The sequence below is a fragment of the Schaalia sp. ZJ405 genome (assembly GCF_011038885.2).
GTDB lineage: Bacteria > Actinomycetota > Actinomycetes > Actinomycetales > Actinomycetaceae > Pauljensenia.
Genome location: NZ_CP064952.1, coordinates 2,326,622 through 2,345,961, shown reverse-complemented (window position 1 = coordinate 2,345,961; position 19,340 = coordinate 2,326,622). Strand labels below are relative to the sequence as shown.

19 protein-coding genes are annotated in these 19,340 nt (G+C 57.6%); 15 read left to right on the top strand and 4 right to left on the bottom strand.

What is annotated here, in order from left to right:
- Nucleotides 1-244: 244 nt before the first annotated feature.
- The 9 genes from rpmH to G7Y41_RS09940 all read left to right on the top strand — a co-directional run bounded on the left by rpmH (nucleotide 245) and on the right by G7Y41_RS09940 (nucleotide 7,168).
- On the top strand, nucleotides 245-385 hold the full coding sequence (gene rpmH, locus G7Y41_RS09980) for a 50S ribosomal protein L34 (RefSeq protein WP_231367300.1): 141 nt from the start codon (nucleotides 245-247) through the stop codon (nucleotides 383-385).
- Nucleotides 386-417: 32 nt separating this feature from the next.
- Nucleotides 418-750: a ribonuclease P protein component gene (gene rnpA / locus G7Y41_RS09975; protein ID WP_231367299.1), complete on the top strand. Its 333-nt coding sequence runs from the start codon at nucleotides 418-420 to the stop codon at nucleotides 748-750.
- Nucleotides 750-1,175, top strand: a complete 426-nt coding sequence (gene yidD, locus G7Y41_RS09970; protein WP_231367419.1) for a membrane protein insertion efficiency factor YidD — start codon at nucleotides 750-752, stop codon at nucleotides 1,173-1,175. Before rnpA ends, yidD begins: the two co-directional genes overlap by 1 nt.
- A gap of 10 nt (nucleotides 1,176-1,185) precedes the next feature.
- Nucleotides 1,186-2,550 carry a membrane protein insertase YidC gene (gene yidC, locus G7Y41_RS09965; RefSeq protein WP_231367298.1) on the top strand — a complete coding sequence of 455 codons (1,365 nt, stop codon included), beginning with the start codon at nucleotides 1,186-1,188 and terminating at the stop codon, nucleotides 2,548-2,550.
- Between the two features lie 23 nt (nucleotides 2,551-2,573).
- Complete coding sequence (locus G7Y41_RS09960) at nucleotides 2,574-3,086, top strand: Jag family protein (RefSeq protein WP_165216921.1); 513 nt, start codon at nucleotides 2,574-2,576, stop codon at nucleotides 3,084-3,086.
- 11 nt (nucleotides 3,087-3,097) lie between these two features.
- On the top strand, nucleotides 3,098-3,790 hold the full coding sequence (gene rsmG / locus G7Y41_RS09955; protein WP_231367297.1) for a 16S rRNA (guanine(527)-N(7))-methyltransferase RsmG: 693 nt from the start codon (nucleotides 3,098-3,100) through the stop codon (nucleotides 3,788-3,790).
- 105 nt (nucleotides 3,791-3,895) lie between these two features.
- On the top strand, nucleotides 3,896-4,783 hold the full coding sequence (locus G7Y41_RS09950; protein WP_165315512.1) for a ParA family protein: 888 nt from the start codon (nucleotides 3,896-3,898) through the stop codon (nucleotides 4,781-4,783).
- 153 nt (nucleotides 4,784-4,936) lie between these two features.
- Nucleotides 4,937-6,373 carry a ParB/RepB/Spo0J family partition protein gene (locus tag G7Y41_RS09945; RefSeq protein WP_165315513.1) on the top strand — a complete coding sequence of 479 codons (1,437 nt, stop codon included), beginning with the start codon at nucleotides 4,937-4,939 and terminating at the stop codon, nucleotides 6,371-6,373.
- A gap of 144 nt (nucleotides 6,374-6,517) precedes the next feature.
- Entirely contained in the window at nucleotides 6,518-7,168 is a 651-nt protein-coding gene (locus G7Y41_RS09940; protein ID WP_165315514.1) for an HAD family hydrolase, read from the top strand.
- A 48-nt stretch (nucleotides 7,169-7,216) separates the two neighbouring features.
- On the opposite strand, the gene G7Y41_RS09935 is transcribed toward G7Y41_RS09940, so the two are convergent.
- Complete coding sequence (locus tag G7Y41_RS09935) at nucleotides 7,217-8,182, bottom strand: D-alanine--D-alanine ligase family protein (RefSeq protein ID WP_165216913.1); 966 nt, start codon at nucleotides 8,180-8,182, stop codon at nucleotides 7,217-7,219.
- Nucleotides 8,179-9,489 (bottom strand): aminotransferase-like domain-containing protein, encoded by a 1,311-nt coding sequence (locus G7Y41_RS09930; RefSeq protein WP_165216911.1) that lies wholly within the window; start codon nucleotides 9,487-9,489, stop codon nucleotides 8,179-8,181. The genes G7Y41_RS09935 and G7Y41_RS09930 overlap by 4 nt, the downstream gene beginning before the upstream one ends.
- A gap of 478 nt (nucleotides 9,490-9,967) precedes the next feature.
- Here G7Y41_RS09930 and G7Y41_RS09925 point away from each other — a divergent pair, with 478 nt between their 5' ends.
- The 5 genes from G7Y41_RS09925 (at nucleotide 9,968) to G7Y41_RS09905 (ending at nucleotide 15,346) form a co-directional block, all read left to right on the top strand.
- A complete protein-coding gene (locus G7Y41_RS09925; RefSeq protein ID WP_165217793.1) occupies nucleotides 9,968-11,017 on the top strand; it encodes an autoinducer 2 ABC transporter substrate-binding protein in 1,050 nt (349 codons plus the stop codon).
- A gap of 129 nt (nucleotides 11,018-11,146) precedes the next feature.
- Entirely contained in the window at nucleotides 11,147-12,709 is a 1,563-nt protein-coding gene (locus G7Y41_RS09920; RefSeq protein WP_165216909.1) for a sugar ABC transporter ATP-binding protein, read from the top strand.
- Nucleotides 12,709-13,722: an ABC transporter permease gene (locus tag G7Y41_RS09915; RefSeq protein WP_165216907.1), complete on the top strand. Its 1,014-nt coding sequence runs from the start codon at nucleotides 12,709-12,711 to the stop codon at nucleotides 13,720-13,722. The genes G7Y41_RS09920 and G7Y41_RS09915 overlap by 1 nt, the downstream gene beginning before the upstream one ends.
- 11 nt (nucleotides 13,723-13,733) lie before the next feature.
- Nucleotides 13,734-14,786: an ABC transporter permease gene (locus G7Y41_RS09910; protein ID WP_165315515.1), complete on the top strand. Its 1,053-nt coding sequence runs from the start codon at nucleotides 13,734-13,736 to the stop codon at nucleotides 14,784-14,786.
- Nucleotides 14,783-15,346 (top strand): RpiB/LacA/LacB family sugar-phosphate isomerase, encoded by a 564-nt coding sequence (locus G7Y41_RS09905; protein ID WP_165315516.1) that lies wholly within the window; start codon nucleotides 14,783-14,785, stop codon nucleotides 15,344-15,346. The genes G7Y41_RS09910 and G7Y41_RS09905 overlap by 4 nt, the downstream gene beginning before the upstream one ends.
- A gap of 104 nt (nucleotides 15,347-15,450) precedes the next feature.
- Here G7Y41_RS09905 and G7Y41_RS09900 read toward each other — a convergent pair whose 3' ends face one another.
- A complete protein-coding gene (locus G7Y41_RS09900; protein ID WP_165216901.1) occupies nucleotides 15,451-16,509 on the bottom strand; it encodes a LacI family DNA-binding transcriptional regulator in 1,059 nt (352 codons plus the stop codon).
- A gap of 43 nt (nucleotides 16,510-16,552) precedes the next feature.
- Nucleotides 16,553-17,836 carry an ROK family transcriptional regulator gene (locus G7Y41_RS09895; RefSeq protein WP_165315517.1) on the bottom strand — a complete coding sequence of 428 codons (1,284 nt, stop codon included), beginning with the start codon at nucleotides 17,834-17,836 and terminating at the stop codon, nucleotides 16,553-16,555.
- 80 nt (nucleotides 17,837-17,916) lie between these two features.
- Between G7Y41_RS09895 and xylA the strand changes: the two genes are divergently transcribed.
- The gene (gene xylA / locus G7Y41_RS09890; RefSeq protein WP_165216897.1) at nucleotides 17,917-19,269 is read left to right on the top strand and encodes a xylose isomerase; all 1,353 of its coding nucleotides are present in this window, start codon (nucleotides 17,917-17,919) and stop codon (nucleotides 19,267-19,269) included.
- Nucleotides 19,270-19,340 lie beyond the last annotated feature (71 nt).

Genomic DNA, 19,340 nt, shown 5'->3' with positions numbered 1-19,340 from the left:
GTGGATAGAGGTATCCACACCTTTATCCACAGCTGTGGATAAGCGTGAAACCTGCCCGGTGGCACCGCGAGCGATATCGGCTGTTGTTCACCGAGGGGTTCTTCGTCACAAGAAGGGCCGTCACATTGACTCTCACAGGCCGTGAATCGTAGGCTTGCAGTCCGTATGTGCTCCAAAAAGCACCGAAGGATCAATGACCGATGAGCGGGAGAGTCAACACCCGCTCGCCCCGAGGAGAAGTGCAGTGACTACCAAGCGGACTTATCAGCCCAACAACCGTCGCCGTTCCAAGGTGCACGGATTCCGTCTGCGCATGAGCACCCGCGCCGGCCGCGCCATTCTGGCGAACCGTCGTCGCAAGGGTCGCGCTAAGCTCTCTGCCTGAAATTTAGACAGGTGCTGCCGCGCGCGCACCGCATGGTCGACCCTGAGGATTTTCGACAGACCTTTCGTCAAGGAAAACGTGTTGGGAATCCGCTGATCGTCGTGCATTGCAGAACCGACGAGGAGAGCGACAGCCGCCTCGTCGGTTTCGTCGTGCCTAAGCGAGAAATTCAGAGGGCCACCGGACGCAACCGCGTCAAAAGGCAGTTTCGTCACCTCATGCGCTCACGCATCGACGATCTGCCGCGCGGCGCGCGCGTCGTCATCAGGGTATCGGGGGAAGCTCTGGGGAAGAGCTCTGAGGAATTGGGGCGAACCCTCGACGGAACCCTTGAGCGAGCATGGGCGAGGTGGGAGCGACGATGATGATTCTCCCCTTTGTCCGACGGGTACTGAGAACTACCGCAATTGCGCCAATTAGGGCGTACCAGCGATGGGTGTCCCCTCTTCTGGGTCCACGATGCCGGTATGCACCGACGTGTTCGGCGTATGCCGTCGAAGCAATCAGTGTCCACGGCGTGATCAAGGGGATCATCCTGGCAACATGGAGACTGCTTAGATGCAATCCGTGGAGCCTTGGCGGTGTCGATCATGTCCCAGACCGAGGACGCTGGCGGCCAGACCCGTGGATTGCCCCCGACGACTGGGCGGGAAACGCCGACGACATCGAATATCCTGTCCCGATGGGTCTCGTAGAGGAAAGCTCGTCCGTCCTCGTCCCTCTTAATTCCCCTAAACTTCCGGTGCAAGCCGGCCAACCCCAGGGTGCAACGAGCGCCCAGCCGTTCTGAAGGAGTTCGAATGCTCGGGCTAATGGAAAAGATCATCCACCCCTTCGCGGTGGCGATTGCGTGGGTGTGGATGAAGATCCACGATTTCCTCACACTCATCGGTTTGAGTGAGGGTCCGGGTGCTGCGTGGGTGGTTTCCATCGTCTTGCTGACGATCATCGTGCGCGTGCTGATTCTTCCGCTGTTCTTACGTCAGATTCGCTCCTCGCGCTCGATGCAGGCCGTGCAGCCTGAGATGCAGCGCATCCAAGCGAAGTACAAGGGGAAGAAAGATCCTGCGTCCCGTCAAAAGATGGCGGAGGAAACTCAGGCTCTGTACAAGAAACACAAGGTTTCCCCCTTTGCTTCGTGCTTGCCGCTGCTTGTTCAGATGCCGGTTCTTTTCGGGATGTATCGCGCGATCTACCCGGTCAAAGACCTGTCCACCGGGACATACCAATTCGCCGGTCAGAAAGCCGATAGCCTCGGTCCGATCAACAAGAGCGTTGCCGGCGAAATCGACGAATCAACGGTGTTCGGCGTGCGGCTCTCCCACACGATTACCTCCGGCGATGGCCCCGTTGCCGTTGTCATTTTCGTTGTCTTCATCATTTTCATGGTTGTCATGCAGTTCCTGTCAATGCGCATGACGATGACGCGGAACATGCCAACAAGCACGGCCGAGAACAACCCGATGATGCAGTCGCAAAAGTCGATGCTCTACGTCATGCCGCTGATGTACGTCTTCTCCGGTGGTTTCTTCCAGATGGGCGTGCTTGTTTACATGGCGACGGCGTCACTGTGGGCTTTCGGTCAGTCACTATGGACGATCAAAGTCATGCCGACTCCGGGGTCACCGGCCTACGCAGAGCTAGTCGAGCGTCGTCAGCGTGCATATCAGGAATGGGCGAAACCCTTCTTCGCTGAGTATGACGAGCTGCGTTCCGCTCTTCCTAACAACACGACGGATGAACGCGTCATTGCTCTTAACGAGAAGACGCTCAAGGAGGTTCAGGCGAAGGCGAAAGGTCAAAAGATCGCATCGGACTTCCCCGAGACGATGAGCGCCGGCGATAAGGTGAGCGTGTATCGGAATCTTTCGTCGCAGACATGGACGACCTTGCCTGACGAGATGTGGATGCGCGGAGTCAGAGAGGCCACAACGAAGTCCGCGGAGAAGCGTGCTCAGCAGGCTAGACGCGAACAGTCTCGCAAACTCTCACGCGAAGAACGTCTGCGTCAGTCCGAGCGCCAGCGCGAAGCTGAGAAGCGAGAGAATGAACGCCAGGCACGCGCCCGGCAATCCGGGGTGCACAATGGGCTGACCCCCGAGGAAATTGAACAGCGACGGCAGGAACGCCGCAAGGCACGTCGTCAAAAGAATAAGGGCCACTGAGCAGGGAAAGGGTCGTTAGAGTCATGAGTGAAGATCAGAAGGACCGTATTGCACAGCTTGAGGACGAGGGCGAACTCGCTGCCGACTACTTGGAGGAGCTTCTCGACATCGCCGATCTTGATGGAGATATCGAGATCGACGTGGACAATGGGCGAGCTTCGGTTGAGATCGTTTCGGAGGATACGAGGCGGCTTGAGAAGCTCGTGGGCGCAGATGGCGAGGTTCTTGATGCTCTTCAGGAACTCACCCGGCTTGCCGTTCAGACGGAAACCGGAGAACGTTCGCGTCTGATGCTTGATATCGCGGGTTTTCGCGCAGATCGTAAGGCTGAGCTTGAGGAGCTGACTCTTGAGGCGATTGCTCGGCTCCGTTCGACGGGAGAGCCACAAAAACTTGAGGCGATGAATCCCTTTGAGCGCAAGGTGTGTCACGACGTTGTCGCTCGTGAGGGCCTGCATTCGGAGTCGGAGGGAACTGAACCGCACCGCCGGGTCGTTATTCTTCCTGCCGAATCTGGGGACGAGGACGAGGACTGAGGTTTCTTCGGATGGTTGACGAGACTGCGATGCCGGCTGACGCGTCGCGTGATCCGCTCAAGCGTCGGGTCGGTGACCCGTTCGTCCCCGAGGAAGCCACTGGCGCGGTGCGTGAGTTCTTTGGACCGGCGTTTGGTGATGTCCAGGAGTTCGTCCACATGCTTGAGGACGAGGGCGAGATTCGTGGTCTCGTTGGGCCGCGTGAAATGACGCGACTGTGGTCGCGTCACGCGGTGAATTCAGCGGCTGTGCTCGATTTTCTTCCCCGGAAGGGGCAGGTACTCGATGTTGGTTCGGGTGCAGGATTCCCTGGCATTATCATTGCCATTTCTCGACCAGATCTTGACGTTCATTTGGCAGAGCCGATGTTGCGACGGTGCGAATGGCTGATGGATGTTGTCGAGACTCTAGGTCTGGACAATGTGACGATTCATCAGGCGCGCGCTGAAGAACTGCGTGGGAAGGGTAAAGCGGATGTCGTGACGGCACGGGCCGTGGCGAATATGTCGAAGCTGATCCGGATGACGTCGAAACTCATTGCCCCCGGCGGTCGACTGGTGGCATTGAAGGGTCGTCGCGCGGCGATTGAAGTTGACGAGGCCGCAACCGAGCTGAAACGCCATCACCTAGCTGCGCAGATTCATGAGGTGCCATCGATCATGGAAGAGGAATCGACGTATATCGTCGTGTGCACACGCGTGTGATGTCTGGCACTTTATCGACATCATTCGTTCCAAGCTCTCGTCGTCGGAACGTATCTGCATGAGGTGGTCCGTAGACTGGATGTTACGGATTCGGAAGGTGGTTCGGTGGAAACGGAAAATCAGGGTGACTTTCCCCTTCTGACGCAGGTTGCGCGCAATCTCAGTGACTTGAAGAAAGTTGAACACGCCCGATTCGGCAGACCGGGCCGCACGCAGGTGATTGCTGTGGCCAATCAAAAAGGCGGTGTCGGTAAGACCACGTCAGCGGTGAATATCGCGGCCGGTCTGGCCTTGGGTGGGTTGAATGTCGTTGTCATTGACGCCGATGCTCAGGGGAACGCGTCGAGCGCGCTTGGAATCGATCATCCGACCGGTACCCCATCGACGTACGATGTCGTCATTGGTCGCAATTCGCTTGAAGAGGTTCTTCAGGATTGCCCCACGGTTCCGGGTTTACGGGTGTGTCCGTCAACGATTGATCTTTCGGGTGCAGAGATCGAGTTGGTCGATGTTAGCCAGCGGGAATTTCTTCTGGCGCACGCCGTGGATGCGTTCCTTGCGACCCATCGCGATGTTGATGTGATCCTGATCGATTGTCCGCCGTCGCTCGGCCTCGTCACCCTCAATGTCATGGTTGCATCAGATCAGGTGCTCATCCCCATCCAGACGGAATACTACGCACTTGAGGGTCTCTCTCAGTTGTGGACAACGATCGAGCGGATTTCCCAGACGCTTAATCCGAAGTTACGCGTGTCAACGATGCTCTTGACAATGGTTGATCGCAGAACTCGCTTGAGTGAAGAAGTTGAGGCTGAGGTCCGGGAACATTTCTCAGATCTTGTTCTTCAGACCGTGATCCCTCGGTCAGTTCGTGTTTCTGAAGCGCCCTCGTATGCCCAGACCGTTGTGACATACGAGCCTAAAGGTTCGGGCGCGGTGGCCTATCGGAAGGCGGCGTTGGAGTTGAGTCTTCGTCTTGAGACTGGGGTATAGCGAAAGGTCATCCGGTTCGCGGCGCGGATATAGTGATGTGGCCGTCTGTGCTTCGGATCGTGTGGTTCGTGAGTTAATACGTGTGCATATCTGGCGATGTGGCCAGTGAATGTTTCACGTGAAACAATTGGATGGAAGTCGTACGGAGGGGTCATGGCAGCACAGAAGAATTCATCGGAGGCACAGTCTCCGAAAACTCATTCTCGGCATAGCGCGCTTGGGCGTGGACTGGGGGCGTTGATCCCCACCGCTGTCACGGACAACACCTCGCAATCTGGCGATGCCACTCGCGATCCGCTCGATGTGTTCTTTCCGAACTCGTCGAGCTCGGCGTCACACGGGCGACGTCGTGGTGGATCAGCCCGTGATCTTCTTGTCCCAAAGCCACGAGCCGCGCGCAGTGGTTCATCTCCGATTGCGGAAGACGACGCACCACTCCGGAACGACGGCAGTGATGAACAACTGACAGATCCAGTGGTTGATGCGAAGACATCGGTCCATTCTCGTCCTCACAAACGGAACGAGCAGATCACTAGGTCTGCGGGTTCAGGGACGGCCACACAAAAGCCCAGTCGTCGTCAGGTGAAGCAGTCGGACACAACCGATGCGGATCGCACAAAGCTGTTCGCAGAGGTCCTCGATGGTGCCGATGAAAATGTTTCACGTGAAACATTGACTGATACGACACCGAGCCACTCCGCGGAAACGAGCGGAAACACCGGGAAAACAACGGCTGATACGCCAGAGTTGGTGCCGGTTCCGGGAGCCGCGTATGCCGAAATTCCCATTGATCAGATCATGCCAAATACGAAGCAGCCGCGTTCCGTGTTTGACGAGGAGGACCTCGAGGAACTCTCGGCATCGATCCGCGAAGTGGGCGTTTTGCAACCCGTGATCGTTCGACCAGTTCTTCCGGGATCGGTACCCGAGGAAAAACTCGATGAATATCCGGGCGCCCGATTCGAGCTCATTATGGGTGAGCGTCGCCTACGTGCTTCAAGCCTTGCGGGTCGGGAAACAATCCCGGCGATTGTTCGACAGACTGAGGATGATCATCTTCTCCGGGACGCACTCCTTGAAAACCTTCATCGTGCACAACTGAATCCCCTGGAAGAGGCCTCGGCATATGCGCAGCTCATGGCCGACTTCGGGGCCACACAGGAAGAGCTATCGAAGCGCATTGCGCGGTCGCGTCCACAGATTGCCAACACACTGAGACTCCTCAAACTGCCGCCTAAAGTTCAGACAAAGGTCGCCGCTCAGGTCATTTCGGCGGGACACGCCCGAGCATTGCTTTCACTTGAGTCAGCTGAAGACATGGAGCGCCTTGCAGACAGAATCGTTTCGGAAGGTCTGTCGGTGAGGACAACCGAAGAGCTTGTTCGTTTAGGCAAGATCAAGAAGCCGCAACCTCAGCGTGCCCGTATTCATAAGACGACCTCGCCTCTAGGAGAACAGGTTGTTGCCAAACTTCAAGATCTTTACGACACGAGGGTGACAATCTCAGAGGGCCGCACAAAGGGGAAAATTATCATCGAATTCGCTGGCCAGGACGATCTTCTCAGGATTGCCGACCTTATTGGCCACTAAAGTTCATCGTCAAAGGAAGGCCACCACACACGACGCAGGGCTTCGTGGACCGTGCTCGCATAGAGGTGCGAATAATCACCAAACTTGATTAGCCCGTCGTCTCCGACGGAGAATGGCAGTGTCCCGCATGAAGGAGGGAGTGGAATGGCTAAGGACGCTGCAAGCCAGGCACTGCTCTTTGATGTGGGAGGCGTCATCGTTAAGGCGCATCCAGATCCCCAGTTTGTTGCGAACCTTATCGGAGATGGTGCGCCATCATTGGTCAGCCTCGTCGACCAGGCGATGTGGGCGCACCGTGATTCCTATGATGCCGGATGCTCAGATCGAGAGTTTTGGGATCAGGTCGCCGGGGACTGTGGGAAAGCCGAAGTCACGGATCACGTACTTTCACAATTAGTTGCGCATGATGTTGCGCGTATGCATCATCCAGATGACATCACGGTCGCTCTCATTAATGAGCTCCATGCCGAAGGGGTTCGTCTGGGGATCCTCTCGAACGCTCCGAAGTCAATTGCCGAGGAGATTCGGAAGACCGCGTGGGCGAAGCCCTTTGATGAATTGATCTTTTCCCACGAGCATCACGTGAATAAACCAAGCCGCGGAATCTACCGAGAGGCCGTGAAGCAAATGGGTGTTCCCGCGGATCAACTGATCTTCATTGATGATCGCAAGCGGAACGTCAGAGCTGCGGAACTGCTGGGGATGGGTGGAATCATCTGGGAGAGCGCCGCGCAGGTACGCGAGGAACTCGTTTCACGTGGAATCCTGCCCGTCACCTCGACGAAGTCCGCATAAAACACCCTTCACCGAGAGAACATCTGCACAGAGTGCAGCTCGCCCTTGTTAGGACTCGTCCTCGGTCGGTACCTGACGGCCACCTGCAACGAACTCGACAATTCGGGCGCAGCACGTAGCGAAGGAATCGTCAGCATCGGCAGCCTGAGGGAAGAGCGACGTATCGGTCATTCCCGGCGACACATTGGCGTCAATGAACCAACACACGCCGCCCGCATCGACAACGAAATCAATTCGAGACAGATCGCGCATACCCAAAATGACGTGAGCCTGAATGGCGGATGAACGGAGTTCATCGAGCACTGCCTCGTCAAGTCGGGCTGGAACAAAGTATTCGGCTTCGTCCGTCGTGTATCGAGCGTCGTAGTCGTACCGACCATCGTCTGTTGAAATCTCAACAGGAGGCAGTGCGACCGGACCGTCATCCAGGTCGACAACGGAAACAGCCACTTCGCGTCCCTCAATGAGTTGCTCAACCATGACCTTTTCGCCGTAGGCAAAGGCATCGACCATCGCAGAGCGAAGGGCCGAGGACGAGTTCACCGTTGAAATTCCCAGTGCGGAGCCACCGTCTGTTGGCTTAATAACAACGGGGAACTCAACTGCCCGCTCAACGACATCGAGAACATTCCCCGCACCCAACTGCCGGAAAAGAGCCTGAGGGAGCGTGACCCAACCCGGCGTCGACATCCCAGAAGATGCGAGCAACGCCTTTGCGCTCGGCTTATTCGACGCGAGCATCGCCTGAATCGATGAAGTTCCAACGAAGGGGATTCCAGAGGATTCAAGCAGGGTCTGAAGGGATCCGTCCTCGCCAATGGAACCGTGAACGAGAGGCCAGATCACATCGGGACGGAAGGAATCGATGACGTGAACTAACTGATCGTCGAGGTCACTGACGTGCACATCGAAACCCGCGTGCGCGAGAACATTGGCAACGCGGCGGCCGGAACGAACGGAGACGTCGCGCTCGTGGGTGAGGCCACCGGAGATGATGAGAACTTTCGTGGTCATTGCGCACTCCTGGAGGTAGCAGACGAAGACGAGGCCCCGAACATGTCGACCAACTCCTTTTCGGCGTTGACAACCGTGGAAAGGCGTCGGATTCCCTCACGAATACGTTCGGGCGTGGGGTAGCAGAAGGACAAACGCATATGGTTGGAGCCTTGACCGTCGTAGTAGAAAGCAGTTCCAGATACGTAGGCGACTTGAGCGCGGACCGCACGCGGGAGCATCGCTTTCGCATCGAGTCCCTCAGGGAGGGTAACCCACGTGTAGAAGCCGCCTTCGGGTTTTGTCCACGTGCAATCGGGCATGAAGTCACGCAGAGCGGCATCCATTGCATCGCGCCGCTCGCGATACATTGAGCGATAGACCTTGACCTGCCCGTACCAGTCATAATCGGAGAGATACTGCGAAAGGAACATCTGACCGAACATCGTCGGCGAAAGAATCGCCGCTTCGGACGCGAGGATGAGCTTGTCACGAATGGCATGCGGTGCCAGCGCCCACCCGACGCGCATTCCGGGGGCGAAAATCTTCGAGACCGATCCCAGATAGACAACCCCTTGGGGGCTGAATGAGTGAAGCGCAGGCAGTGGATCCGCGTCGAAACCGAGCAAGCCGTACGGGTTGTCCTCAAGGATGAGGATGTGCTCGCGCATACAGATCTCGGTAATCTGCGGGCGGCGCTCAAGTGAGAGGGAAACACCCGCGGGATTTTGGAAGTTCGGAATCGTGTAGAGGAACTTGATGTGACGTCCCTGAGCTTTGTGATGACGGATTGTTTCCTCAAGGGCCTGGGGGATCAGGCCGTGTTCATCCATTGGTACGTGAACGACCTCGGCCTGGCGTGCCCTGAAACAGCCAAGAGCACCCACGTACGATGGCGATTCGGCGAGGACGAGGTCGCCCTGATCGATGAAAAGCTCCGCCATGAGGTCAAGCGCCTGCTGCGACCCCGTTGTCACGACAATGTCGTCTGGGTCGGCACCGATGATGTGGTCGTACGTCATGATTTCCGCAAGCTGCGAACGCAGCGGTTCCCAGCCCTGGCCCGAGCCGTATTGAAGCGCTTGGGTGCCGTGGTTGAGGATCAGGGACTTTGCGGATTCAGCGAGGTTGGGCAGCGGGAGGTCTTCGAGGTTGGGCATACCGCCGGCCAAAGAAACAACTTCGGGGCGGGACACCACGGAGAAGAGCGCGCGGATCTCGGAAGCTCGCAGGTTGTGTGCTCGTTCGGCGTAGGCGTCAAACCACGTGTCGAGTCGATTGCCCTGGGGGCCCTGCTGATGACTGTCCGGATGCGATTGCGTGCTCACTGGACCTTCCTTTTCGTTTGGAATGGATGTGTGCGCTGGGCAACACACCCTAAGTTTGCCACTACTTTGCCCGGCGAGCGAATATGCCCAATCAGTGGATGATGGACATTCCTTCGTGATCCGTGCGTGCCCGAACGCGGGTATTTATCGTGGACCTATGCGGGTAACGAGGACGAGGTGGCACCGGTGGACATGCGATGGTTGAAAAATCACGCAAAGATGTCATGCTGGATGCGTCATGCATACTTCTGCGAAATCTCGCGAATGATAACGATTGCACAACGCTTCGCACGGTGAGTGTACCGATAGCTGGGTGCCCAGAGTACAGTTCCTGTATCGACCACGCGAGAGCGCAGGGCCGCCCTTAAAGACGAGGACGAGGTGACTCTTGTGCGGTTGAGAAGAATCTGGCGTTCTTCAGATCATTCTTCAGATCAGTGGTCTCATCAACGATGATGTGAATCGACAAGGAGTCATGATGAAGTCGGTATTTGCGCGAGCTGGTGCAATCGTTTTCACAGGCGCACTTGCGCTCTCAATTGCAGCGTGCTCTACAGGAGGCGGAGACGGTCAATCGGGTAGCGCTCAAGGCCCGAAGTCTGATGGCGACTATGAAATCGCCATCGTCCCGAAGGACGCAACAAACCCGTGGTTCGTCCGGATGGAAGACGGCGTGAAGAGGTACGCCCAAGAGACGGGAATGAACGTCTACCAAAAGGGCCCAGCTGAGACCGATGCAACGATGCAGGCTCAGGTGATCCAGGACCTCATCGCTCAGGGGGTAGACGCGATCGGCGTTGTTCCTGTTGACCCGGGAGCCATCGAGCCCGTACTCAAAGAAGCGATGGACGCGGGAATCGTTGTTGTCACCCACGAAGGTGCGAGCCAAGAAAACACGATGTATGACATCGAAGCGTTCAACAATGAAAAGTATGGCGCATTCATCATGGATAACCTCGCCGAGGCAATGGGCGAGGAAGGTGTGTACACGACGATGGTCGGTCACGTAACGAATGCCTCGCACAATGAGTGGGCCGATGGCGCCGTCAAGCACCAGAAGGAGGCCTACCCGAAGATGACTCTGCTCGAGGCCGAGCCTCGTGTGGAGTCACAGGATGATGGTGAAACCGCCTACCAGGTTGCCAAAGAAGTCCTGAAGAAGTACCCCGAAATTAAGGGCGTCCTGGGAACCTCGTCCTTTGACGCCCCGGGTGTTGCACGTGCCATTGACGAGCTTGGACTCAAGGGCAAGGTCTTCACAGCGGGAACAGGGATGCCCGCTGCGAATAAGGACATTCTTGAGGCAGGATCAGTTGCAGCTCTTACCCTGTGGGACCCGGCGGATGCGGGATATGCAATGGCTGCGCTGGCAACGAAGATCCTCAAGGGCGAGAAGATCGAAGCGCCGCTTGATTTGGGGCTTGACGGGTACAAGGCGATGAAGTTCGCCGAAGGTTCCACCAAGGTTCTTGAGGGTGACGGGTGGATCCAGATCACCAAGGACAACGTCGACAGCTTCGGATTCTGATCGTGGTCACCGCGGTTGCCGACGAAGATGACCAGTGACTGCGAGTGACTGCGAATAACCCAGACTGCGTGTCCGGGTGGCGCGGCTGCGTCGCCCGGACACGCCCGTGGCGGGCTGAAAGGAACGCATATGGAAGCCCCCTTTCTTTCGGTGAAGAACATCAATAAATCCTTCGCCGGTGTTCATGCTCTCAAAAACATTAATCTCGATATTGCTCCCGGTGAGATTCACTGCCTTGCCGGCGAAAACGGCTCGGGGAAATCCACCCTGATCAAAGTGATTTCGGGTGTGCATACTCCCGAGTCAGGAACCATTGACATTGCGGGCCACACGTGGAATAGCCTGACGCCACTTGAGGCGATTGACGCAGGCATCCAAGTGATCTACCAGGACTTCTCGGTCTTCCCCAACCTCACGGTTATGGAGAACTTGGCGTTGACCACCGAGGTGGCTGCGGGACACCGATGGGTCAATTGGAAACGCTTCCGAAGAATTGCCGAAGAAGCCGTAGCCAAAATTGGTTTCGCCGTGGACCTCGACGCCACGGTTGCGGACCTGTCCGTTGCCGATAAGCAGCTTGTGGCGATCTGTCGGGCACTGATGTCGGACGCGAAACTCATCATTATGGATGAGCCGACAACGGCGTTGACGAAGCGCGAAGTTGCCTCGCTGTTCAAGATCATTCTCGATCTTCAAGCACGCGGAATCGCGATTCTCTTCGTTTCACACAAACTTGAAGAAGTCTTTGAGATTTCCGAACGCTTTACCATTCTACGAAGCGGTGAAAAAGTCATCACGTGCCACCGCGATGAGTTGGATCGACACAAGTTCGCTCAATACATGACGGGCCGCGATTTCGAGGAAGTTCGTTTCCAAGCGGACGCGTCGACGATGACCACAGATCCGGTCTTGTCAGTGAAGAACCTGTCCGTCACCAACGCATTCACGGATGTCTCCTTTGACTTGCACGCCGGAGAAATTCTCGGAATCACCGGGCTTTTGGGGTCGGGACGAACCGAGTTGGCGCTGGCACTTTTCGGGGCGATCCGAGCAGATTCGGGCACGATCACCGTTAAAGGCACAGACGTCACTCTGCGGCGGATCACCGACGCGATTGACGCGGGAATCGCCTACGTCCCCGAGGACCGCTTAACCGAGGGACTATTCCTTTCACGCTCCATCGGCGAAAACATTGTCATCTCCCAGATGTCCGACTTCACGCGGACACTGGGAGTGATGGACCGGCAACGAATTGACGAAGCCCAAAAACGCTGGGTGAAGGAACTCGATGTCGCAACGCCGGATCCCGATAATGCGGTCAACACGCTCTCGGGTGGCAACCAGCAGAAAGTCGTCCTCGCAAAGTGGCTGGCCACAGGGCCGGATGTGCTGATACTCAATGGCCCCACGGTAGGCGTCGACATCGGTTCTAAGTTCACCATTCACTCCATCTTGCGCAATCTCGCAGCCGAAGGAATGGCCATCATCATCATTTCTGACGACATTGCCGAGGTCCTGACAAATTGCTCATCCGTGTGGATTATGCGTGGCGGCAAACTCCGCGAAAGCGTTGACCCCGCAACAACAACGGAGAAGGAACTTGCCGAACTCATGGCGCGAGACACCGCGGAGATCGACGCCGGCGAGCGCGAGCGCCCGCAGGCAGCACCGGAAACGAAAGGGGTGGCGTGATGAAAGAGAAACTCACCGGACGCATTCTCAAAGCGAATGAGTTTTGGGTTTTTGTCGTCATCATTGTTCTCGCATTGATCATTCAGATGCGATCGGGACAGTTCTTCACCGTGAATAACATCGTCGACCTCGCCAACGCGATGGTCGTTCCCGGCCTCTTCGGAGTCGCTGCGCACCTCGTCCTCGTCTCAGGAGGAATCGACGTGTCATTCCCGGCGTTGGCCTCACTTGCGGTCTACGCGACAACGCGGATACTCGTTGACAACGGTTTCGATGGCCCGGTGATTGTGCCCTTTATCATCGCGATGATTTTCGGTGCGGCGCTGGGAGCCTTCAACGGCCTCTTCACATCGTGGATGACGGTGCCGACGCTCATCATTACGCTGGGCACAGCGAATGTCTTTTCCGGTTTCATGCAGGGTGCGCTCAACTCCGTGCAGATCCCCAACATCCCCACATCGATGAAAGAATTCGGCGCATCGTCCCTCTTCGTTGCGACGAATCCTGTGTCGGGCCTGAAGTCGGCGATGCCGGTGTCATTCCTCATCCTCGTTGCCGTGGTGATCGTCGCTTATATCATCACGAAATACACGATGTTTGGACGTGGAATTTTCGCCATCGGTGGCGATGAGTCAGCGGCAGAACGCGCCGGATTCAAGGTCAAACGCACAAAGTTCTGGCTCTACGTCATCGTTGGGGTGATCGCTGCGCTCGCGGGCATGGTTCGTACAACGTCAATGGGGCAGATGCACCCGACGAACCTATTGGGCATGGAGATGATGGTCATTGCCGCGGTCGTCCTCGGTGGAACGGCCATCACCGGCGGAACCGGTTCCCTCACAGGTGTCATGTTGGGGACCTTGCTCATCGTTATTGTTCAGAACTCAATGATCCTCACGGGGATTCCGACGTTCTGGCAGGGATTCGCCCTGGGTCTGCTGATCATCGTGGGAACCGGTGTTTCAGCAATGCAGGTTGCCCGTTCCAAATCCCGACAGCTCACCCCGGCGTGAGGAGACAATCCATGAGTACACAGACTCAAACCACGCAGAAACGATTCGCTCTTCCACGCGTGTTCTTGCGAGACCCGTACATGACGCGACTGGTCATCGTCCTTATTCTTCTGCTCGTGTTCTTCGCGGTCGTCCGCACCGGTCCATTCTTCGCGTTGCGCACCTGGCAGTCGATGGCCGTTCAGTTTCCCGAATTCGGTCTGATGTCGCTAGGCGTCATGTTCACGATGTTCACCGCAGGCATCGACCTGTCGGTTGTTGCGATCGCGAACGTGACATCCATCTGCACCGCACTGGTTCTACGCAACATCCTTTCAGGTGACGCCTCCGCAGGACAGATGGCTTTGGCCACCGTCTGTGCCCTGGTCATCGCTGTGACTGTGGGAACGGTGTGCGGCGCGCTCAACGGCTTCCTCGTGTCGAAACTCAAGGTTCCGCCGATCCTTGCAACGCTGGGAACGCTGGAGTTGTTTGGCGGTGTCGCGATCATCCTGACGAAGGGAAAGCCGGTGTCCGGCCTGCCTGCGGCCTACGGTTCGGTGTTCGCGGCGAAGCTTGGCGGTGTTGTTCCAATGCCGCTCGTTGTCTTCATCATCTGCGCAATCATCGCGGGACTCATCGTGTCCATGACGAGTTTCGGAACAAAAATTCTCATGCTCGGAACGAATGAGACGGCAGCGCGGTTCTCCGGAATGCAGATCACCTCGCTGCTGATGCGTACCTACATTCTTTCGGGAATCATGGCTGCCATCGCCGGCCTCGTCATGTTGGCGAACTACAATTCCGCGAAAGCCGACTACGGCGAGTCGTACACGTTGCTGACGGTTCTCATTGTTGTTCTCGGCGGAGTTAACCCCAACGGTGGACGCGGCCGCCTCAGCGGTGTGGTCCTGGCGATCATCATGCTTCAGGTGCTGTCCTCGGGTCTCAACATGTTCTCCGGAATCTCCAATTTCTTCCGCCCGCTGATCTGGGGTGGAGTCTTGCTCTTCGTCATCACGACAAATGAGCTCAGCGGACGTCATCCCCTAGCATCCCTTGTGAACAGAAGGAAGAGGCAATGAAAACGCTTCGGAATAAACACGTTGTCGTCGGCGCAGATTTTGCGGGTTTTCCGCTGAAGGAAGCGGTGAAAACGCACCTTGAGGAGCGCGGCTGGACGGTCACGGACTTAACACCGGTGCTTGAGGAGACACCGATGTATCACCGTGTTGGCTTCTCCTTGGGTGCGAGAATTGCCGAGGGCGAGTTCGAGCGTGCCCTGGCGTTTTGTGGCACGGGAATGGGAATCCACATTGCGGCCTCGAAGGTTCCTCATGTTCACGCTGCGGTGTGCGAGACGGTTGCTTCCGCCCGACGGGCAGCAGCGGCCAACAATGCGAATCTCCTGGCGATGGGAGCGTTCTACGTTGCCGAACGCACGGGGATGGCAATGGCTGATGCTTTCCTTGAGTCCGAACTGGGGTCGGGGTACGAAAACTGGGAGGGTTTCTACGCCTACCATCGGATCGGGTATGACGAGTGCGAGAACTTTGACTACGCCGCCTACAAGGCCAATAACTTCGAGGTGGTGAATCCACAGGAGGCCAGCATGGCTGAGCAGCCCCAAGGTCTTGCGTATTAAACCTCATGGCTTTTCGCCACCTCTGCCGTGCCCGCTCGTGGCCTAGGGGCGCGGCAGATGGTGACGAGGGCGAGGCGCGGGTAAGGCGTATGACCGTTAGACGGTCAGGAAAGAACGGTGGACTCTCGGATGATGAGTTTGCCCGGGATCGTGTAGCGACGTGACGTAGCGTGGGCTGCGAGGCTATCGGCACTGGCGTCGTCGGTGTTGAGAGGGTTCTCGCCCAAGAGCAGATCAACGCCCATCTGTGCGATCTTTTGTAGGGGTTGACGCAGTGTGGTCACCGATGGGCGCATGAGCTGCGCGAACTGAATGTCATCGAATCCGGTGACAAGAATATCCTCGGGGATTGCCACGTCGTGTCGGCGAAGGGCGGTGATCGCGCCGATCGCCAGGAGGTCGTTGAGGCAGATGATTGCGTCGGGGAGGGGACCTCGGGCGATGAGCTGTCCGACGGCCGCCTCAGCGGATTCGACGGAGAAATTGCAGGCGATGACGTTTGCGTCAGCGAGTTCCAAGCCGAACTCTTCGGCGCATTCACGGGCCTGGAGGTTACGCGTCACAGAGGACAGGTTGGAACCGGTGTTGGACAGGATCGCGATTGATTGGGCGCCGAGTTCCTTGACGTGGGTGAGAATTGTGCGCGTTCCGTGACGGTCATCAACGCCGACCATAGGGATCGTGTCAGACTGAACGGCGCGGTCGAGCTGAACCGTTGGCACGTGGGCGGCGGCTCGCTCAAGTGCGGGAGTCGAAAAAGTTTCGTGACATGGAGCGATGATTAGTCCGTCAACGGCACCGGATTCGAAGCCGCGAAGGAGATTGTCCTCGTTCGCCACCGACATCCGCGAGTCGCACAGCAGCAGAGAGCGGTTACGTTCGGCGAGGGAATGTTCGACTTGAACGACGAGTTCCATGAAGAACGGGTTGGAAATCGAGGGGACAACCATCCCGACTTGGCGCGTTGACGCAAGCCTGAGGGAACGGGCGATGGGGTTGACTTGGTAGCCCATCTGCTGGGCAACTTGACGCACGTGATCTCGGGTTTTCGCGGCAATGAGTTCAGATCCGCGCCCGAGAGCACGCGATGCTGTTGCAAGTGAGACCTCTGCCTGACGCGCAACGTCGATGAGCCGGGGGCGCATCGGTTCGTTGCTACTCATAGGGGGATTTTACCTATCCGCGGGTGTGTTCTTCACCGAAACGTCACCATCGGTCGTGTGGAAGGTAGTCAACGGGGTGATCAACGAATTGTTGGATGACGCGGTGAGCGGCGCCGATGGAGGAGTGGAAGCTCGATTCCTTGACGGTTTCAATGCGGATCTGCGACCACGAGTTGTGCAGGACGCGCGTGGTGATTTCCCGCATCGCGGGTGTGATGAGGTAGTCCGCAAGTTCGGCAATGCGTCCGCCAAGAAGCACGAGGGGAATATCGGCGGAGTTAATCACTGCGGAAAGTGCGCGTCCAAGTGCGCCGCCGGCTTCCGTCAGGGCGCGCAGTGTCTCGGGGTTTCCGTGGGCAGCGGCGTCGAGGACGTCCTGGGCCGTTGCATTTCGGGGAAGACCGGCTTGGGCGGCGAGGGCGCGCAGCCCCAGGTAGGCCTCAAGGCATCCGCTGGCACCGCAGGAACACAGGGGGCCTAAGGGATCGGCGCAGATATGGCCGATTTCGCCTGACCATCCGGAGGCACCGCCGAGTGCTGCGTGATTGATGACGAGGCCGGCACCGATTCCGACTTCACCGGAGACGTAGATGAATGTTGGGGGACCGGAGGGCACTCCGGGACGTGGGTTGGCCACGGCGAAGGCTGCAAGGTCGGCCTCGTTAGCAACAACGACGGGGTTGAAGTCGGCGAGTGACTTGAGTAGTTGGTCGAGGGGAATATCGCGCCACCCGAGGTTGGGGGCAAGAGTCAGAGCCGTGGGGGAGACGAGACCGGGCAGTGCAAGTGCGCTTCCCAGGAGGAGCGCCCCTTGTGGAAGCGAGCGTTCAATGAGTTCGTGGCTCAGGGCCGCGAGTGTCGTTACCACAGCGGTGGGATTCGAGTTTGCGTTATCTTCAACGATCTGTTCGCGATCGATGATCGTTCCCGTGAGGTCAACGAGGACGGCTGAGAGGGAGGAGACGTTGATTTCCAAGCCGAGTGCGACGATTCGGCCGGGAGCGGGGGTGAGGCGCACGGCGGGGCGTCCGCGCTGGTTGTCGCCGCTGGGGGCAAGTTCTGTGACGAATCCAGCGTCGATGAGGTCGTCAACGAGGCGTGAAATCGTTGCTCGGGTAATTCCTGTGTCCGCGGCGATTGCTGCGCGCGTGGTGTCACCGGGTTTGGCGAGGATTCCGCGCAGTACCAGCGACATGTTGATCGCACGGAGGCTTTCTGCGCGCACGCCGGTCAGGCGCGTGAGTTCTTTGGGACGAGGGCGGACGAGTCCCCGATTGACGGTGGATGACTTCGTTGTCGACGCGGAACGTTGTTTTCGGACGGACACATGTTGACTATAGCGCAGATCCGGTCTAAGTTTTATAGCGAAACAAAATCCGTCACGTACTCAACGACGAGAGGAACACTATGTCGGACTCGAATCTGTGGAACATTGACCCGATTCAATTCGTGGGCACCGAGAAGCTCGAACAGGGACTGGGTTTCCGCTACTACGACGCGGACCGCGTCGTCGCTGGAAAAACAATGAAGGACTGGATGCGATTCGGCGTTGCCTACTGGCACACCTTTGACCAGCGTCTCGTTGATCCTTTCGGTGAGGGCACAGCCACACGCCCCTTTGACTCCTACACCGATCCCATTGACCTTGCCCTGGCAAAAGTTGACTACGCCTTTGAGTTCTACCAGAAGCTCGGCGTTGAGTACTTCTGCTTCCATGACCGCGACCTCGCCCCCGAAGGCGACACGCTGCGTGAAACCAACAAGATCCTCGACCGCGTCATTGACCGCATTGAGGAACGTCAGAAGGAAACCGGCATCAAGCTGCTGTGGAACACCTCCTCGCTGTTTACAAACCGCCGCTTCGTTTCCGGTGCCGGCACCTCACCATTTGCCGAGGTCTACGCCTACGCGGGCGCACAGCTCAAGCACTCCCTGGAAATCGCCAAGCGCCTCGGCGCTGAGAACTACGTGTTCTGGGGTGGCCGCGAGGGCTACGAGAACCTGTGGAACACCGACCTCAAGCGCGAGCAGGACCACATCGCTCGTCTCTTCCACATGTGCGTTGACTACGCGAAGGAAATCGGCCTGGACGCTCAGTTCCTCATCGAGCCAAAGCCCAAGGAACCGACCTCGCACCAGTACGACTTCGATGCTGCAACAACCATCGCGTTCCTCCAGACCTACGACCTCGACAAGCACTTCAAGCTCAATCTTGAAGGCAACCACGCCAACCTCGCTGGACACACCTACCAGCATGAGATCCGTGTTGCACGCGAGGCCGGGATGCTCGGCTCACTCGATGCCAACCAGGGTGACAAGCTCATCGGCTGGGACATCGACGAATTCCCATCGGATATTTACGAAACCACTGCGGTCATGTGGGAAATCCTCGCCGCAGGAGGCATCGGCCCGCACGGCGGCTTGAACTTCGATGCGAAACCGCGTCGTACCTCGTTCACCGCTGAGGACTTGTTCCGCGCCCACGTCGTCGGCATGGACACCTACGCCGCCGGTCTCCTCGTTGCAGCGAAGCTCCACGAAGACGGCTACATCGAGAACCTTGTGGCCGATCGCTACTCGTCCTTCGATTCCGGCATCGGCAAGACCGTCGAAGACGGAACCGCAACGCTGGCCTCCCTTGAGGAGCACGCACTCGACATTCCGCAGGCCGACCTCGTTGCCGCAACGAAGTCCGACCACCTCGAATGTGTCAAGGCCACGCTGAATAACTACATCTTCGACACCCTCGGCCGCGCCTGATCGCGACCCGAGGCGACGCGCGCTGCCAGGCCCAGGCTGCTTGGTAGCGCGCGTCGGCATACACATTGGAC

What these genes read in the sequence shown, in the direction of transcription:
- G7Y41_RS09945 (WP_165315513.1), top strand. Translation starts at nt 4,937, where the DNA reads ATGGCAGCACAGAAGAATTCATCGGAGGCACAGTCTCCGAAAACTCAT.
- G7Y41_RS09920 (WP_165216909.1), top strand. Translation starts at nt 11,147, where the DNA reads ATGGAAGCCCCCTTTCTTTCGGTGAAGAACATCAATAAATCCTTCGCC.
- G7Y41_RS09905 (WP_165315516.1), top strand. Translation starts at nt 14,783, where the DNA reads ATGAAAACGCTTCGGAATAAACACGTTGTCGTCGGCGCAGATTTTGCG.
- xylA (WP_165216897.1), top strand. Translation starts at nt 17,917, where the DNA reads ATGTCGGACTCGAATCTGTGGAACATTGACCCGATTCAATTCGTGGGC.
- G7Y41_RS09900 (WP_165216901.1), bottom strand. Translation starts at nt 16,509, where the DNA reads ATGAGTAGCAACGAACCGATGCGCCCCCGGCTCATCGACGTTGCGCGT.
- G7Y41_RS09915 (WP_165216907.1), top strand. Translation starts at nt 12,709, where the DNA reads ATGAAAGAGAAACTCACCGGACGCATTCTCAAAGCGAATGAGTTTTGG.
- G7Y41_RS09960 (WP_165216921.1), top strand. Translation starts at nt 2,574, where the DNA reads ATGAGTGAAGATCAGAAGGACCGTATTGCACAGCTTGAGGACGAGGGC.
- yidD (WP_231367419.1), top strand. Translation starts at nt 750, where the DNA reads ATGATTCTCCCCTTTGTCCGACGGGTACTGAGAACTACCGCAATTGCG.
- G7Y41_RS09925 (WP_165217793.1), top strand. Translation starts at nt 9,968, where the DNA reads ATGAAGTCGGTATTTGCGCGAGCTGGTGCAATCGTTTTCACAGGCGCA.
- rsmG (WP_231367297.1), top strand. Translation starts at nt 3,098, where the DNA reads ATGGTTGACGAGACTGCGATGCCGGCTGACGCGTCGCGTGATCCGCTC.
- rnpA (WP_231367299.1), top strand. Translation starts at nt 418, where the DNA reads ATGGTCGACCCTGAGGATTTTCGACAGACCTTTCGTCAAGGAAAACGT.
- yidC (WP_231367298.1), top strand. Translation starts at nt 1,186, where the DNA reads ATGCTCGGGCTAATGGAAAAGATCATCCACCCCTTCGCGGTGGCGATT.
- G7Y41_RS09940 (WP_165315514.1), top strand. Translation starts at nt 6,518, where the DNA reads ATGGCTAAGGACGCTGCAAGCCAGGCACTGCTCTTTGATGTGGGAGGC.
- G7Y41_RS09935 (WP_165216913.1), bottom strand. Translation starts at nt 8,182, where the DNA reads ATGACCACGAAAGTTCTCATCATCTCCGGTGGCCTCACCCACGAGCGC.
- G7Y41_RS09910 (WP_165315515.1), top strand. Translation starts at nt 13,734, where the DNA reads ATGAGTACACAGACTCAAACCACGCAGAAACGATTCGCTCTTCCACGC.